This is a genomic window from Ectobacillus ponti, assembly GCF_024294785.1.
GTDB lineage: Bacteria > Bacillota > Bacilli > Bacillales > Bacillaceae_G > Ectobacillus > Ectobacillus ponti.
The window spans coordinates 119,024-136,382 of record NZ_JANCLT010000008.1 but is presented as its reverse complement, the minus strand read 5'-3'; the positions used below and the strand labels follow the sequence as shown (position 1 = coordinate 136,382).

General features: G+C 50.7%; 13 protein-coding genes. 2 read left to right on the top strand and 11 right to left on the bottom strand.

Annotation, left to right across the window (positions count from 1 at the left end; translation table 11 throughout):
* Positions 1–8 precede the first annotated feature (8 nt).
* From NK662_RS15560 to NK662_RS15525, 8 genes are all read right to left on the bottom strand, one after another.
* On the bottom strand, positions 9–1,145 hold the full coding sequence (locus tag NK662_RS15560) for a glycerate kinase family protein (RefSeq protein WP_254759862.1): 1,137 nt from the start codon (positions 1,143–1,145) through the stop codon (positions 9–11).
* A 20-nt stretch (positions 1,146–1,165) separates the two neighbouring features.
* The gene (locus tag NK662_RS15555; RefSeq protein ID WP_254759861.1) at positions 1,166–2,470 is read right to left on the bottom strand and encodes a GntP family permease; all 1,305 of its coding nucleotides are present in this window, start codon (positions 2,468–2,470) and stop codon (positions 1,166–1,168) included.
* A 290-nt stretch (positions 2,471–2,760) separates the two neighbouring features.
* On the bottom strand, positions 2,761–4,677 hold the full coding sequence (abc-f, locus tag NK662_RS15550) for a ribosomal protection-like ABC-F family protein (RefSeq protein WP_254759860.1): 1,917 nt from the start codon (positions 4,675–4,677) through the stop codon (positions 2,761–2,763).
* A 367-nt stretch (positions 4,678–5,044) separates the two neighbouring features.
* On the bottom strand, positions 5,045–5,752 hold the full coding sequence (locus NK662_RS15545) for a M48 family metallopeptidase (protein ID WP_254759859.1): 708 nt from the start codon (positions 5,750–5,752) through the stop codon (positions 5,045–5,047).
* A gap of 54 nt (positions 5,753–5,806) precedes the next feature.
* A complete protein-coding gene (locus tag NK662_RS15540; RefSeq protein ID WP_438503631.1) occupies positions 5,807–7,459 on the bottom strand; it encodes a sigma-54 interaction domain-containing protein in 1,653 nt (550 codons plus the stop codon).
* Positions 7,460–7,578: 119 nt separating this feature from the next.
* Complete coding sequence (pruA, locus tag NK662_RS15535) at positions 7,579–9,147, bottom strand: L-glutamate gamma-semialdehyde dehydrogenase (RefSeq protein WP_254759857.1); 1,569 nt, start codon at positions 9,145–9,147, stop codon at positions 7,579–7,581.
* 22 nt (positions 9,148–9,169) lie between these two features.
* On the bottom strand, positions 9,170–10,084 hold the full coding sequence (locus NK662_RS15530) for a proline dehydrogenase family protein (RefSeq protein ID WP_254759856.1): 915 nt from the start codon (positions 10,082–10,084) through the stop codon (positions 9,170–9,172).
* 305 nt (positions 10,085–10,389) lie between these two features.
* A complete protein-coding gene (locus NK662_RS15525) occupies positions 10,390–10,866 on the bottom strand; it encodes a YehS family protein (RefSeq protein WP_254759855.1) in 477 nt (158 codons plus the stop codon).
* A gap of 176 nt (positions 10,867–11,042) precedes the next feature.
* On the opposite strand from NK662_RS15525, the gene NK662_RS15520 reads away from it, so the two are divergent.
* The gene (locus NK662_RS15520; RefSeq protein ID WP_254759854.1) at positions 11,043–11,609 is read left to right on the top strand and encodes a hypothetical protein; all 567 of its coding nucleotides are present in this window, start codon (positions 11,043–11,045) and stop codon (positions 11,607–11,609) included.
* Positions 11,610–11,661: 52 nt separating this feature from the next.
* On the opposite strand, the gene bglA is transcribed toward NK662_RS15520, so the two are convergent.
* Positions 11,662–13,101 (bottom strand): 6-phospho-beta-glucosidase BglA, encoded by a 1,440-nt coding sequence (bglA, locus tag NK662_RS15515; protein ID WP_254759853.1) that lies wholly within the window; start codon positions 13,099–13,101, stop codon positions 11,662–11,664.
* Positions 13,102–13,280: 179 nt separating this feature from the next.
* Here bglA and NK662_RS15510 point away from each other — a divergent pair, with 179 nt between their 5' ends.
* Complete coding sequence (locus tag NK662_RS15510; protein WP_254759852.1) at positions 13,281–13,991, top strand: GntR family transcriptional regulator; 711 nt, start codon at positions 13,281–13,283, stop codon at positions 13,989–13,991.
* Positions 13,992–14,073: 82 nt separating this feature from the next.
* Here NK662_RS15510 and NK662_RS15505 read toward each other — a convergent pair whose 3' ends face one another.
* Together NK662_RS15505 and NK662_RS15500 are read right to left on the bottom strand one after the other, a co-directional pair.
* The gene (locus tag NK662_RS15505; protein ID WP_254759851.1) at positions 14,074–15,825 is read right to left on the bottom strand and encodes an NAD-dependent malic enzyme; all 1,752 of its coding nucleotides are present in this window, start codon (positions 15,823–15,825) and stop codon (positions 14,074–14,076) included.
* Between the two features lie 131 nt (positions 15,826–15,956).
* Complete coding sequence (locus NK662_RS15500) at positions 15,957–17,294, bottom strand: 2-hydroxycarboxylate transporter family protein (protein ID WP_254759850.1); 1,338 nt, start codon at positions 17,292–17,294, stop codon at positions 15,957–15,959.
* Positions 17,295–17,359: the final 65 nt, after the last annotated feature.

Sequence of the window (17,359 nt, the reverse complement as noted above, 5' to 3'; positions counted from 1 at the left end):
CCCGCATGTTATTTCAGCAATCTCGCAATGCTTTCCGCTGTACGGGCCACATTCTCTTTCCCGTTCGCCAACAGTGTTTCAATCTCTGCCGCGCCTGGCACGATGCCAAAGATCGCATCAAAGCCTTCGTCGTACAATGCCTCCACATCCTTGCCGATATAGCCTGCCAGTGCGATTACTTTCATGCTGCTGTCGACGCTTTTTGCCGCCTGCGCCACCCCGTATGGCGTCTTGCCGAACTTCGTCTGGAAGTCGATGCCGCCCTCGCCGGTGAAGCAGTAGTCTGCCCCCTGCAGCTTTTCATGCAGGTGTGTATACTCAATGACAATTTCTACACCCTTTTTCATAACGGCGTTCGTAAAGGCAAGCAGCCCGCCGCCAAGCCCGCCGGCCGCTCCGGCACCTGGTACATCCGCCATATCGATGCCGAGCTGCTCCTTTACAACCTTGCTGTAGTGCTTCAGGTTTCGGTCGAGAACCTGCACCATTTCCGGAGTTGCACCCTTTTGCGGGCCAAAGACGACAGATGCGCCGCGTTCCCCGCAAAGCGGGTTCGTTACGTCTGAAGCAACCAGAATACTGATTTGCTTCAGCTCCGGCAGCACGCCGGACATTTCGATTGTATGCAGGTCATCCAAAAAGCCCCCGCCAAGCGGCAATTGATTGCCGCTCCGGTCCAGGAACCGATAACCGAGCGCTGCTGCCATGCCGGTGCCGCCATCATTTGTGGCGCTGCCGCCAATTCCAAGGATAATGCTTGTGATCCCCCGCTCAATGCAATCCCGGATCAGTTCGCCAGTCCCGAACGTAGTCGTGATGAGCGGGTTCTTCGTCGCCTTGGTGACATGGTGAATGCCGCTGGCAGAAGCCATTTCAATTACACCTGTTTTTCCATCTCCCAAGATGCCGTACTGCGCCAAAACAGGCATGCCCAGCGGGCCCATGACTTCTTTTTGGACGAAGACACCGCCAGTCGCATCAACCAGCGACTGGACAGTTCCTTCTCCCCCATCCGCCATCGGCACATGAATGCATGTCGCATCCGGCACGGCTCTTTTAATCCCAATCTCCATTGCTTCACATACTTCTTTTGCTGTCATGCTTTCCTTAAAAGAATCCGGAGCCAATAAGAATGTTTTCCCCATAGTGTCCACCCTTTTTCTATTTATAAGATGAAACCGTACATCAGAATCGCCACGATTGTCATTGTCAGACCAACCATACTTTCAAACAAAACGACCTTCATCCGTTCCGCCATGCTCATCTTCATCGCATCACGAGTCACGTGGAAGTAAGTGCCGTGCGGCAGGTGGTCAATGACTGTCGCACTTGCATGAAGCATAACGGCCGCTGACAACGGTGCCACACCTGTATGCAGGATTGCATTTGAGAAAGAGCCTGTTGCCAGGATCACACCCGTTGAAGTGGATGCTGTTGCTGCTGCCATGAGCGCACCGGCGATTGGCGCCAGGAATGTTCCGGAAATGCCTGATGCGTTTACAAGAGCCACTACCTCTTTCGGCAGGCTGGATGCTGTAATCAAGCCGCCGATGGCACCGGCACCGATGATGATCAGAATCGTTGGTGTCATACGATTTAAGCCGGCAGAGCAGTAGTTCAAGATTTCTTTTCGCTTGCCTAATGCCAGGGAACCGACAACGCCCGCAAACGGCAGGATGAACAAGGAATCAATCTTCAGCTTTGCCAGAGCATCACTGCCCAGCATAGAGCCGATTGGACTGATCATTAACAGTACGATTGCGATAAGAGGCGTTACCAATGCTTTTGACAATGCCGGCAGATGTGCCGTGCTGGATTGCTCCAGTTCAGCCACCTCAGCATCTGTTACCTTTGTTCCTTTATGCTTAATCAAAGATGCCAGCAAAATTGCCACTGCTACACCGAAGATGGCCGGTACAAGTCCGCCAAGCATGACTTGGTTCACGTCGAGCTTAAATCCGCCTGCAGCCGCAATTGTATTTGGGTTCGGAGAGATAATGTTGCCGGCTTTACCGCCGCCGGACAGCGCAACCAGCAGCGCCACCTTGGAATAGCCCATTTTGTTGCCGACAGACAAAGCAATCGGCGCCACAATCAATACCGCAACCGGAATGAATACACCTACTGCTGTGATAATCATGGTGGCAAGCGCCAAGGACAGCATTGCCTTTGTGCCGCCGAGCTTGTCCACAATCACCTTCGCAATTGTTTCTGCAGCTCCTGATTCCATCATAACACCCGCAAATACGCCTGCGGCGATAATCCGGATGACTGTCCCCATTACACTTTGTGTTCCGGTAACCAGAATGGTCACTGCTTGGGCAAAGTCAGCGCCGCCGATGAAAGCGCCGACAATTGCGCCCAGAATTAAGGAGTACGTTGGTGCCAAGCGAAACAGAATGAGGATAATTGCCAATGCCAAACCGCTTAACGCGCCAATCCAGCTTATATCTAATGCTGTTGCAGCCATGTTGAAGCCTCCTAATTATGATGTAATTGTCTCAAAAAAGGGCCTTGTTTCTAAAGCTCACTGATATAATGATAAAATTGCAAAAATCCTTTGTTCCTATTCTGATACACTGTTTGCCAGCATGCTGTATCAAATCCTCTTAAGAAAGCCCTTTCATCGAGCACACTTTCATTATATTGATATGTAGATTCGACAACAATCGGCAATCCGCCAAACTATCTTGTGCAGATGCACAGCCTCTTCATCCATGAAAAAAAAACCCGATATGAATCGGGGTTCCCTTCCATCTCTTAGCCTTGCAGGCTGAGCCACAGCTCCATGGCTGCTTCCAGCTCCCGGCTCACCTCGAGCTTACGGCCGTACAGCTCATTCAGCCGCTCATACTCCACTCCGTCAGCCGCCATGGCCGCGTCCACTTCGGCCAGCTCCTGCTCCAGCTTCTCCATCTTCGCCACCAGCTTCTCCTCATCTACTTCCGGTTTCCGCTTCGGCTGCTCCTTCTGCTTCTTGCTCTTTTCCTGCCTTACCGCAGGCTCCTTTGGCGCGCTTGCCGCTTTTACAGCTTTGTAGTAGTCATAATTCCCCGGATAGCTTTTCAGCGCAGAGTCCTCGACGGCAATCACCCGTTCCCCCATCTTATTGATAAAATAGCGGTCGTGGGAAATAAAGAAGATGGTTCCGTCAAATTCCTCCAGCGCCTCCTCCAGCGTTTCAATGGAATCAATGTCCAGGTGGTTCGTCGGCTCATCCAGAATCAGCAGATTGATGTCCTGATACAGCAGCATCCCCAGCTTCAGCCGGATTCGCTCGCCGCCGGACAGGTGCTTCACCTTTTTGAAGACACTCTTTTTATAAAACATGAACTTCGACAGGTACTCCCGCGCCTTTCCCTCCAAAATGGAGATATCCTCGCGGAAGCATTCCAGCACCGTCAGCTCCTCGTTTTGAAAGGTCACCTTCTGCGGCAGGTAGGCAGCCATCACACTGGCACCGAGTTCCACCACTCCGCTGTCCGGCTGCTCCTCGCCAAGCAGCATGTTCAGGAAGGTCGTTTTCCCGCTGCCGTTTGCCCCAAGCAGTCCAACGCGTTCACCGAACTGAACCAGGAGATTGGCATCGCGGAACAGGACTTTGTCCTCATAGGACTTGGAAAGGCCAATTGCCTTAATCGTCTCCTTGCCGGACCGTTCCGCCGACTTGAGGTCCAGACGCATATTCCGCCTCTCAAACACCGGCTTTTCAATCCTCTCCATTTTGTCGAGCTTCTTCTGGATGCTGGCAGCCCGCTTGAAAAACTTGTTGTTGTCGGCGCGCATCGCCCAGTCACGCAGCTCTTTAATGGTGTTTTTCATATTCGTGATTTCTTTTTGCTGCTCGCGGAAGTGCTCGAATTGAATCCGCAGATTCTCCTCCTTTTGCGCGACGTAGGAGGAATAGTTCCCCTTATAAGTGATGGACTCCATATCCTCAATCTCTACGATCTTCATGACGACATTGTCCAGAAAATAGCGGTCATGCGACACGACCATAACAATGCCTTTGTAGCTTTTCAAATAGCCTTCCAGCCACTCAATGGAATCCATGTCGAGATGGTTTGTCGGCTCATCCAGCAGCAGGATATCCGGATTGTGAATCAGGAGCTTTCCAAGGCCAACCCTTGTTTTCTCGCCGCCGCTCAGCAGATCAAAGTCCCTTGCCAGAAAGCTCTCGTCAAATTTCAGTCCCGTGCATACCTTCGCCAGCTTTTCCCCGGTCTCGTAGCCGCCCTTGGCCTCGTACAGCTGCACCAGGTCGCTGTATCTCTTCAGGGCCTTTTCCAAAGCATCGCCCTCGGCATGCTGCATATCTTCCTCCAACGCACGCATCCGCATCTCAAGCTCACGGACTTCTTCGAATGCCATATTCAGCACATCCAAAACCTTCAGTCCTGCTGGATATTGCGGCGTTTGCTCCAGATAAGCAACCGTGGCCGCTTTCGGGACGCTGATGAGCCCTTCATCATAGCCGGGGCTGGAGGTTTGCGGATAGCCCGGGTAGTAATGCATCGGCTCAATCCCGGCAATCAGCTTCAGAATCGTGCTCTTGCCGCTGCCGTTCGCCCCGACAATGCCGACCTTCTCGCCGGCAAACACCTCAAACGTAATATCCTGTAAAACAAGCGTCGCTTCCATGTACTTCTTCACGCCGCGCAATGTCACTTCAAACATATATGTCCCTTCTTTCCGTCAAAGTCCGCTATACGCTTCATGGACAAGGCGGAAGAAGACCTCTGTTACGATTCAGTTATATAAAAAAGACTGCAGGAAAGAATCCCTACAGTCTAAATGTCCGGTCGATCGGAAGGCACACTGCCCCCCATGGTCCGATTTAGAAAAGTAAGATGATCCTCTTCATTGCCACATTCCATAAAGAGCACAGCAAATAAACCTGAACCATGCAGGTTAAAAAACGCTCTTTACAAAATTCCATTAATTTTTTCAAAAATTAACGTTAGCAATGAGTTGGCGTCATGAGCTTACTTTCCCCCTTCACAAATTTCCTTTATTATCTCATTTTTCCATTTCATTGTAAATACTAAATGGTCATTTTCCATCCCGACAAGGCCAGCCACTTTTCCTTCTGCTCATAATCCGGCATGATTTTACCCACCAAACGCCAGAAGGAGCGGTCATGATTCATATGCAGCATGTGGCACATCTCATGCACCACGACATAATCGATCACACTCTGCGGCGCCATCGCCAGCTTCCAATTGAAGGTCATGTCGCGCTGCGAGCTGCAGGTGCCCCAGGTGCGGTTGCTGTCGGAGATGCGGACGGAGCGCGGCTTCATTTTAAAGTGCGGCTGATGGGCTTGCAGGCTTTTTTCCACCAGCGCTTTGCATTGCTGATAGTAAAACCGCTTCACCGCCTGCTTCAGCCGGTCCTCTGTCAGCTCCTTCACCCAAATATGCAGCTTGTTGTCTTCGAGCGCTGCGTAGTCCTGCTCCAGTGCAGCATCCTGGGACACCTGAATGGGATACTCTTTCCCCAAAAACAAAAAAGCCTCGCCCTGTTCATAGGTTTTTTCCTTCTCCCCCTCCAGCCGCTCCTTCATTTCCTTCGAGCTTTTCCGGGCCCATTCCCATTTTTCTTCGAGAAATTGCAGAATGTACTCCAGGGGTGTCCCCTTTGGCGCCTGTACAAAAATATTCCCGTAGCCGTCCACCCCGATGCTGATGGAGCCTCGTTTCTTGTACTGAATCTCAAAGCTGATGGTTTCCCCCAAGTATGTGTGCAGCATCCTCTTCCCTCCGTTTTCAAAAAAGAAAAACACACTGCACCAGTGCGTTTTCCCTCAGCTTAAACCGTATTCCTTAATTTTGTTGTATAAGGTGCCCCGCGAAATACCAAGCAGGCTGGCGGCCGCACTCTTATTGCCGTATGTTTTGCGAAGTGCTTCCTCGATTTCCAAGGCCTCTGCTTGCTTCCCGGACGTCTCCTGCTCCTCTGCATGTGTCATGTGCTCAGGCAGCTGCTTCTCCGTAATCAGCGCCCCTTCATGCAGGAGCATCATCCGCTCTATCGTGTTCCGCAGTTCACGGACATTGCCCGGCCAATCATAGCTGACCAGCTGCCGCATCGCTTCCGCGTGGATGTCCGGCACCGGCTTTTTGTATTTGGCGCTGAACTCCCGCACGCAGCTCTTCACAAGCGGCACAATATCCTCTTTTCTGGCCCGCAGCGGCGGGATTTCAATGGTAATGACCGATAGATGATAGTACAGCTTTTCATGGAAGCCGCCTTCCCTCAGCAGAGATTCCAGAGACTGCGAGGCAGCGGCAATGATTCTGGTTGCCGAAGTGATCTTCTCCGATCCGCCCACCCGGTAAAAGCTGTGGTCAGCCAAGTAGCTTGACAGCTTTTCTTGGATGGACAATGGCATCTTATCGATCTCCTCAATGAACAGGGTGCCGTTGGCGGCCTGCTCGATTCTGCCGGGTTGTACGGTTGCATCTGCCGCAAAGCTGTCATTTTGGAAGCCGAATAATTCAATTTCCAGCAGCGCCGGCGGGATGACAGAGCAATTCACCGTCACAAATGCACCGTCCGCCTTTGTCCCGCCATAATGGATGGCCTGCGCCAGCATTTCTTTGCCGGAGCCCGGCTCACCGGCCAGATGGACCGGAATATCCGCGTAAGCCACCTTCTGGGCGATCTTGATTGCCTCCTGCAGCTTCGGATTGCTGCTGGCCATCGCCTCGAATGGATTCGATTCCGGCACAAGCAGTGAAGCGTTGGAATCCAGCTCCTCGTTCAGCCGGATGATATTGGTGATGTTATGCTCCACGGCGACACCGCCGATGATTTGATTATGAATGATGATCGGCGAAGCATTAATCAGCACATGCGTATCCTGATTCGGCCGGTGATACTCGCCCCGCACCGGGCGCCCTTCCTGCAGAATGCGGTGCAGCACGACTGCTTCATCACTGAAATGCGTACCGATTTTGTTGCCAAGAATATATTCCTTCGCGATTTTGTATGTCTCTTCAGCCGCTGTGTTCCAGCACACCACATTTCCCGCTTCATCCACCGCCGTGACAGAATCATTGATTGTGTCAGCCAATGTATAGAAATAAGCAGCTGTCCTGCGGTTTTCCTCCATCAGCTGTCCAATTTGGTGTTCCGCTGTCAAAATACCTTTTGGCTCTTGCCCCTCCTGCACCAGGACAGGCCTGCGCCAATCCAGGTTTGAAGGCAGTTCAGCCCCGGCGGCAACTGTTGCTGATGGAAGCCAGCCCGCCTGCGCCAGCCAGTCAGCTGCCGGCACAGCTCCGTCCCCTAAGGCAATCAGCTGGCGTTCATGGCTTTGGATGACAAAGACCGGTTCCCCGGCCACCACAACAAACCGGTGCTCCTCCAGCTGTTCCCGCACTTCCGCCAGCGCCATATGGGGATCTGCAACCGCAAAGGATTGGTCCCATTCATATTTCGTGTTCTTCACCATACGAAAGTCCTTTCCTGCTTTTTTAACACTGTACCATACAAGCAGCGGCGATTGCTACCTTTGCAAGAAGCAGAAAAGCTGATCCCGCGTATGGCAGATATCAGCTTTTCTCCATTGTATTACAGCTTTCTTGACTTTGTCTTTGCCTGCGTGAACAGCAGCAGGTAGTCATATCCGCCAGCCTTGGAATCTGTGCCGGACATGTTGAAGCCGCCAAATGGCTGCGCGCCTACAAGTGCGCCTGTGCACTTCTTGTTGATGTACAGGTTGCCGCAGTGCATGTTTTCCAACGCATACTCAATGCGCTCGTCAACCTTGGAGTGGAATGCCCCTGTCAAACCATACTCAGTATCGTTATAGATGGCAATCGCTTCCTTCCAATCAGCCGCTTTCGCCAGCGCCAGCACCGGTCCAAAGATTTCCTCCTGCATGATGCGCGCTTTCCCATCCACATCTCCAAACACAGTCGGTTCGATATAGAAGCCGTTGCCAGCCGCACGGGAGCCGCCTGTCAGCAGGCTGCCTTCTGTCTTGCCAATTTCGATATAGCCCATAATTTTGTCGAGGGACTGCTGGTGGATGACCGGACCGATCGCATGGTTTTCTTCAGGAAGACCGATGGACAGATTCTTGGTCAGCGCAACCACTTTTTCTGCCACTTCATCGTATACGGACTCAACAATGACCGCACGGGAGCCGGCAGAGCACTTTTGTCCTTGGAAGCCGAATGCGGAAGCAACAATGGCTGCTGCTGCTGCATCAAGGTCCGCTGTCTCATCCACAACCACGCCGTCTTTCCCGCCCATTTCCGCTATCACGCGCTTCAGCCACAGCTGTCCCGGCTGCACCTTGGATGCTCTTTCATAGATGCGGCAGCCGACTGCACGGGAGCCTGTGAAGGAGATAAAGCGCGTTTGCGGATGCTCCACAAGGTACTCACCCACATCAATGCCGTCGCCAGGAATGAAGTTCAGCACGCCCGCAGGAAGGCCAACTTCCTCCATCAGCTCTACAAACTTCGCTGCGATGACCGGTGTAGCATCAGCAGGCTTCAGGATCACTGCGTTGCCGGATACGATGCCCGCCACTGTTGTGCCTGCCATAATTGCCAACGGGAAGTTGAACGGAGAGATGACAATGCCGACGCCAAGCGGAATGTACGTAATTTCGTTCTTTTCACCTGGGATTTGCACAAGCGGCTGATGAATGCTTGTTTCGCTCAGGCGGATCATCTCGCGTGCATAGAATTCCAGGAAGTCAATGGCTTCCGCTGTATCCGCATCTGCTTCCGCCCAGTTCTTGCCGGACTCCAGAATGAGATAAGCAGAGAACTCATGCTTGCGCTGTCTCATCAGGTCTGCCGCTTTGAACAGATATTCCGCGCGCTCAGCAGGCGCAACCTTTTTCCATGTTTCGAAGGTTTGCACTGCAGACTGCATGGCCTGTTCAGCAAATGCCTTTGTACCCTTGCTGACATAGCCCACTACTTCATCCAAGTTCCCCGGATTCACAGAAACAACCTGCTCTTCTGTAAATACCTTCTCGCCGCCGATGACAAGCGGATGCTTCTTGCCCAGCTCTTGCTTTACCTTTGCGATGGCCGCCTGCATGGCCAGCTTGTTCTCTTCCAGTGCAAAATTTGTGAAAGGCTCGTTTTTGAATGTTGGTCGTTGAATTGCGGTTGTCATGCTTCTACCCCTTTTCCCTCTATTATTTAAATAGGTTTTTCAGTACAAACCAAACGTTGGCCGGCCGTTCCGCCAGACGTCTCATGAAGTAGCCGAACCAATCGATTCCGTAAGGCACATACACACGCACCTTATAGCCTTCCTTCACAAGCTTCGCCTGCAGCTCCTCACAGATGCCGTACAGCATTTGGAACTCAAACTGCTCCTTCGGAATGCCATGCTCCTTCACGACCGATTTCGTGAACTCAATCATTGCCTCATCGTGGCTGGCCACAGCTGTGTAGTTTCCATTCAGCAGATGCTGCTTGATGATTTTTTTGTAGTTTTCATCTACATCCTTTTTCTCAGGAAACGCCACCTCCGGAGACTCCTTGTAAGCCCCTTTTACGAGACGCAGGTTGGCGTTGATCTCATTCAAGTCCGCGATGTCCTGCTCAGTCCGGTACAGGTACGCCTGAATGACCAGGCCGACGTTATCATATTCCTGGCGAAGCTCTCTATAAATATCCAAGGAAATCTGGCAGTGCGCGTAGTCTTCCATATCAATGCGGACGAAGTTGCCGTATTTCTTGGCGCGGTCAAGAATCTTGCGCATATTCTCCATGCAAAGGTCCTTGCTGATATCCAAGCCAAGAGACGTCATTTTCAAGGATAAGTTTGATGTAACGCCGGCTTCCGCAATTGCGTCCAGCGTGCGGAGGCACATATCAGCAGACTCAATCGCTTCTTCCTTCGTAAACACAAATTCACCCAGATGGTCCAAGGTGACAACCTTGCCATCGGCGTTCAGTCTTCTTACAGCATCGATAGCCGTGCGAATTGTCTCCCCTGCAATAAATCGCCCGGCGCCAAAGCGTAATCCGTATTTTTTCGCCAGCTTGTTGGCGGAAGGACTTTTCCCAAGCGATTGAAACATATTTCTCATCAGTACTTCCATACCCCTGAGCCCCCTTGTTAAAATGAGCATTTTATATTGATCTCATTTTATCTGATGCAATTAATTGAACAAAAGTGTTCATTTATTATAATTTTAAACAATATTGTCAACTTGATTATACTCCTTGCTGCTCAATTTTTGAACAAATTTGTGAAGATATTTGACACTTTTTTATAGAATTTTGAATTTATCAAAAGGAGGCTGCAGAAACAGGATACGTTATATGGAAATTTACAGCATTGCCGATAGAAAAGGCACCAAAGATAAAAAGGCCGGGGAGCTTGCTGCTCCCCGGCCTTCCCTTCTCATCCTCTATATCTGAGTGCCAGTCCCTTTAAAAAGTTTCTCGCGTAGCGGTCACCGCACTCTTTATAATTCTTATGCCCTTCCTTGCGCAGCAGGGCGCTCATTTCACTCTTTGTCACCCGTACTCCGACAGATGCCAGAATGTCGAGTATATCCTCACTTGTCAGCGACAGGGCAATTTTCAGCTTCTTCAGCAACAGATTGTTGATGCTTTCGCCCGTTGCCGGAACTACATCCGGCTGCCCCTCCTGCTTGCCTCTCTTAAATGTAACAAAACCGTTCAGGAATGATTCCATCATCTTATCATTGCACTTAATCGCAGGCTCCTCGTCATCCTTCACCTTTTTCAGCATCTCCTGCAAATCTTCCTTCGTGATTTCGATGCCGCCCAGCTTGAAAACCTCGACCATGTCGATGTCCCGAATATCCAGTGCATAGCGAATCCGCACCAGTATATCATTGTTGCTCATGCTCATATCTGTTCCTCCTAAACCATCAGCTGCTCATTTGCAGCGATATCCACTGCTTACTTTAACACTTTACACATATATTTTGTAGCTTTGCCCAAAATGAACGCTATAAGACTGCGGCTTCATTATGTATAGATCCCCCTTATTTCTGTAAAGATAAGAGATACTGGGAGGTATGTATCGTGACAAATGATCAATTTTGGAAGCAAATATACAAGCAAGGCACTGAATTGAACTCATCCTATTACTCCTATTGGAAGGAGTACTCCGACATGGGAACCTGGCAATTCTGGGCCATAGCCGCCCTGCTTATTGTTCCCTTGGTTGTGCTGTTCTTCACAGTAGACCGCAAAAGAATCTTTGAATTATTTTTCTTCGGCTATACTGTTCATATTCTTTGGACCTATATCGATATCGCAATGGGAAGAGCCGGCTATTTTACCCACAAATATTTTTTAATCCCGATTCTGCCCATTTCCTTCAGCATCACTGCTTCTGTACTGCCGGTCGGCTTCTTGCTTTTATATCAATACTGTACAAACCATAAAAAGAACTTCTACCTGTTCACCCTGCTGCTGAGCGCCATATTCGCATTCGTTTTCGCTTCTCTTGAAGAGTATTTGGGGATGGTTGCATTTCGAAAAGGGCTGAATGCACTGCACCTCTACCTGATTGACCTGGGAATTGCATGTATAGCATACTGGTCTACAAGGCTGCTTTTACAAGTAACAAGACGTGCTCATTCTTAATCAAAAGTGCCTGCCGACACAGCGACAGGCACTTTTCAGATTCGGTTGTATCTTACAGCTCTTCGCCGTTCGTTTCAATCACCTTGTGATACCAGGCAAAGGAATCCTTCTTATACCGCTTCATCGATCCATGTCCCTCGTTATCACGGTCTACATAAATCATGCCGTACCGTTTCTTCATTTCGCCGGTTGTGAAGGATACGATATCAATGATTCCCCAAGGCGTATAGCCCATCAAATCCACACCGTCGTAGTTGACTGCCTTTTCCAGTTCTTCAATGTGGGAGCGCAGGTACGCAATCCGCTCCGGATCGTGGATGGAGCCGTCCGCTTCCAGTGTATCGACAGCACCGAAGCCGTTCTCCACGATAAACAAAGGGATTTGATATCTATCATAGAAGCGGTTCAATGTATAGCGCAGCCCGGTCGGGTCAATGGCCCAGCCCCAATCGCTTGCCTTAATATACGGGTTCGCCACCCCGTTCGGCAGTGCGCCATTGATGATATCTCCGGTATGGTCCTGCTGAATGTCGCTTTTCACAGTTGTGGACATATAGTAGCTGAAGCCGAGGTAGTCCACTGTGCCGTTTCTCAGAATTTCTTCATCGCCCTCTTGGAAGGGAATCTGATAGCCCTTGCGCTCAAATTCCTTTAAGGCATAGCTTGGGTAATAGCCGCGCACATGTACGTCCGGGAAGAAGTAGCGCTGCCGCATTTCCTCTTCCGCCAGCATGATGTCCTCCGGATTGCAGGAGTATGGGTAAATTGGCACATGGGACACCATCGCCCCGATTTGAAACTCAGGGTTGATAGCCTTTCCTTTCGCCACTGCCAATGCACTTGCGACCAGCTCATGGTGCGCCACTTGATACATGACTTCCTTCGCGTCTTCGCCTTCCTTTACCGTGACACCGGAGTTTGTCCACAAGAACAGCGGATTGTGCACATCCATTTGGTTATTGATTTCGTTGAAGGTCATCCAGTACTTCACTTTATCCTTGTAGCGGCCGAAGCAAACCTCCGCAAATTTTACGAAGTAGTCCGCCACTTTTCTGCTTCTGAAGCCGCCATACTCTCTGGCAAGGTGCAATGGCATTTCAAAGTGGGACAGTGTAATCACAGGCTCAATGCCATGCTTCAGCAATTCATCGAATACATCGTCATAGAACTGCAGACCTGCCTCATTCGGCTCCGCTTCGTCGCCTTTTGGGAAAATCCGGCTCCAGCCAATGGAGGTGCGCAGGCATTTCAGCCCCATTTCCGCAAACAAAGCGATATCCTCTTTATAACGATGGTAGAAATCAATTGCCTCATGGTTCGGATAAAACTCATCCGCCTCAATTGTCTGTGTAATTTTGCGAGGCACACCGTGTGCGCCTGCTGTCATCACATCCACAACACTCGGCCCTTTGCCGCCCGCATTCCAGCCGCCCTCAAATTGGTGGGCAGCCAACGCGCCGCCCCACAGAAAGCCTTCAGGTAATTTCGCCATGTTCGTTTCCTCCCTATATTCAGCCTCACAAGCACTGAGATTGTACCGGTATAAGTAAATTATAATTAGACCGGTACAATTAATCAATTACTGTATAATTATTTTATAAATAGACAAATATGACATGTAAACTGCTTATGTTATAATACAGGTACTACATGAATCGGTGAGGAATGTGTATGCTAAAGTATCAGCAAATCGCAGCGGAAATTGAAAAGTATATTGAACAAAATGCCATGCAGCAGGGAGACAAGCTTCCTGTCCTGGAAGCCTTAATGGCGCAGTTTCAAGTGAGCAAGAGCACCATTACAAAAGCATTGGAGCTGCTGGAGCAAAAGGGCGTCATCTTCCAGCTCCGGGGCAGCGGCATTTTTGTCAGACGGCTGAAGAGAACAGGATACATCAGCCTGCTGAGCAACCAAGGCTTTAAACGGGACCTTGAGGATTTCACCATCACCGCCGAAGTGCTTGAGCTCGATGTCAGAAAGCCGACAGAAGAAGCAGCCCACAGCCTGAACATAGAGCTTGCCCATGATGTATATTATGTAAAACGGGTCCGGTATATAAACGGGCAGACTCTTTGTCTGGAGGAGTCTTACTACAACAAAGCCATTGTCACCTATTTGAACAAAGAAATTGCCGCTGACTCCATTTTTCGTTACATAAAGGAGGCCCTCGGGCTCAAAATGGGCTTTTCCGACGTCTATCTCCGGGTTGGCATGCTGAATGAGGAGGAAGCAAAGCATTTGGGGCTGGAGGCGGGCTCGCCGAAGCTGTGCGCGGAGAGCATCTTCCATCTCACAAACGGACTGCCGTTTGACTTCTCAAGGGTGACGTATAATTACCAGCAGTCACAATTTTTCCTGCAAGGAAATGGCGACTTCTCGTAAGAGTACAGGGAAAGCAGGATGAAAAAAGAGGGCAGCCACCCACAATGGGTAAGCTGCCCTCTTTTCATGGGAGTGGTTCTGGTCAAACACTCATGCCGACAAGCTCCCGATCCTGACCTCTTGGCAGGGTATGCACCTTCGTCCAAAGCCCTACACTCTTGATTTCCTTATACTTCGGCTCCCACATCGCATCGGCAACCGCCCTCTCCACATCCACAACCTCCGCTCTCGCAATCCCTTCGGACAGAGCTGCTCTTGCGACCTCGACAGCCACATACTTGGATACCTCATACAGCTTCTCAATGGATGGCAGCAGGGATGCGCCCGGTTTGCTTACATCGGACATTTCGGCAACCGCATGGGCCGCTGCCGCAAACATGCCCTTGGAAATGATTCCAGCCTTCGCGACAATAGCACCGAGTCCAAGTCCAGGGAAGACAAAAGCATTGTTGGATTGTCCAATTTCGTAGGTAACACCCTTGTAGGTGACGGCGGCAAACGGGCTGCCTGTCGCAATGAGCGCTTTGCCGTCCGTCCACTGGATCAGGTTTTCCGGCACCGCCTCTGCCAGCGCTGTCGGGTTGGACATTGGCATAATAATCGGGCGTTCCACATGCTTCGCCATTTCCTTCACAATCTCCTCTGTAAAGGCCCCGGCTTGGCCGGACGTACCGATAAGGATCGTCGGCTTCACCCGTTTCACAACCTCCAACAGAGACAGGATGCCGTCCTCATTCCGCTCCCAATCCTTCACTTCAGCAGATGTCCGCACATACGGCTTCTGGAATGGCAGCACGTCCGGTGTTTCATCCGTCAGCAAGCCCCGGTAGTCAATGGCCCAGAAGCGGCCGTAGGCTTCTTCCCGGCTCAAGCCTTCCAGCAGCATCGCATCCGCCATTTGGTCAGCGTTGCCGATGCCGGCAGCACCCGGCCCGAAAACGACAATACGCTGCTCCTTCAAGGAAGTGCCTGTCATCTTCAATGCGGACATCACGGCTGCAAGGGTAACAGCACCTGTTCCCTGAATATCATCGTTAAAGGTAAGAATGCTGTCGCCATACTTGTCCATGATATTCCGCGCGTTCACATTCCCAAGGTCCTCCCAGTGCAGCAGCACGTCAGGGAAGAACCGTCTTGCAGTCTGGACGAATCTATCAATGAATGCATCGTAACGCTCACCGCGGACACGCGGGAACTGGTTGCCGACATAGATTGGATCATCGAGCAAGGCTTGATTGTTTGTACCCACGTCCAGCACAACCGGCAGAACACGGCTTGGGTCAATACCGGCAGCTGCTGTATATACGGCAAGCTTGCCGATGGCAATATTGATGCCGCCTACCCCCTGGTCCCCGATGCCAAGAATACTTTCGGAGTCCGTCACAACAATCAGGTCAATTCCATTCTTAGGCAGGCTGAGATTGGAAAAGGCTGCTTCCATGCCTTCCGGGTCAGCAATCGACAAATACAGGCCGCCCGGGCGGCGATAGCTGTGGGAATACGTCTGAATCGCCTCGCCGACTGTCGGCGTGTAAATAATCGGGAGCATTTCTGCCAAATGGTCCTTCAGCAACCGGTAAAACAGAACCACATTTCTATTATACAGATCATACAGCAAGCCATTCTTGAACAGGTTGGTGGTCCGCATGGAATATTGGTCATAAGCCCGCTTCGCCTGCTCCTCCAGGGTAAGCACCCGCGGCGGAAGCAGACCTTCAAGTCCCAGCTCCTCCCGTTCTTCCTTCGTAAAGGCTGTTCCTTTATTCAAAAAAGGATTGGAGAGAAGCTCTTTTCCTTTCAGTGTTGTAATGATGACATTTTCAGGAGTGCTCATGGATCTTCCTTCTTTCTGTATTTTACTGGGCTGCTTTTCATATTAGCCGCTTTCTCCCGGCTTCACTAGATGATTTAACTTTTGTAATTAAAAAAAGCAGGAAGCGGTCAATCAGCTTCCTGCCTGTTTCATCAGCTCAACAGCTTCAGCAGCATGATGGCAAGAATCACAGTAGCCGCGCCGCCGATTCTTGTGGATACCTGCGCGAACGGCATCAAAGACATACGGCCGGAAGCGGAAAGAATGGCAACGTCGCCTGTTCCGCCAAGACCGCTGTGGCAGCCTGTCACAATCGCGGAATCGACCGGATACATTTTCATCAGCTTTCCGACGAAATAGCCGGTTGTCACCATCGCGACTACAACAGCCACACACACGATGACATAGGAAGGCGTTACAATTCGTACCACGTCCTTCAGCGGAATGTACAGCATGCCCAGTCCGACCATCAACGGCCAAGTCAAGCTTCCGGATACAAACTTATACATGTGATAAGCACCCTGCTCCATTTTTGCAGGCATCAGCTTCAGGCTCTTCACCAGCGCCGCGGCAATGATCATCAGCACCGGGCCCGGCATTCCCAAAAACTTGTTTCCAAGTCCGCCAAGGATGAAGAAGGTACATGCAATCAGGAGACCTGCACCCATCAGCGGGAAGTCGACAGGCTTATCAATTGTTGCGGCTTCCGCAATGCCATCGCCGCCTTTTGTTTTCACCAACACGCCATTGCCGGTAAGATGCGGCTTCTTTTGACCCAGACGGGACAGAATGCCCGCACAAATGATGGCTGCAATATTTCCAATGACAGCAGCCGGAATCAGCTGGCCGACAAAGGTTTCAGATGCTTTTCCAAGCACCTCGCCATAGCCGATGGACAGCGGCAGGATGCCTTCACCAATGCCGCCGCCGATAATCGGAACGACAATATAGAACAAGGTGTGCTTCGCGGAATATCCGAACAGCATGCCCACAAGCACCCCGGCACCAACAGATGCAAGTGTACCGAAAATGAGTGGCACGAACATGCGGGTGAAGCCTTGAATCAGAACTTTGCGGTTCATCCCAAGAATGCTTCCCACTACCAACGTAGAGATATACAGATACAGGAAGTTGGATGTTTTCATCAGCTGCGTAACAGCAGTCATCCCTGTTTTGTTGATGATGCTGAAATACACCAGAATGGACGGAACAAGAAGGGCCATAATGGCTGGTCCGCCAATCTCCTTCAGGACAGGGATTCTCATCCCGAGTTCACCCAGCAGAATACCCATAGTAATAATAATAGCAAAGCCGCCAATCATATCTGCGGGAAGAATTTTATATACAGCCGCGAAGTACACGACTGCTGCGATGATGATGTACAGCGGCAGCGGAACAACACCAATCTTCACGCCGGCCAGTTTCGCAAAAAATGTACGATCTTCTCTTATTTCCTCGGAAATTGGAGAAACAGCTTCCAATTCTGCCATGTTGAAATCCTCCTTTGTTTGACTACACACCCATCATAGCCCCCTTTAAAACGTTTTCACAGCTT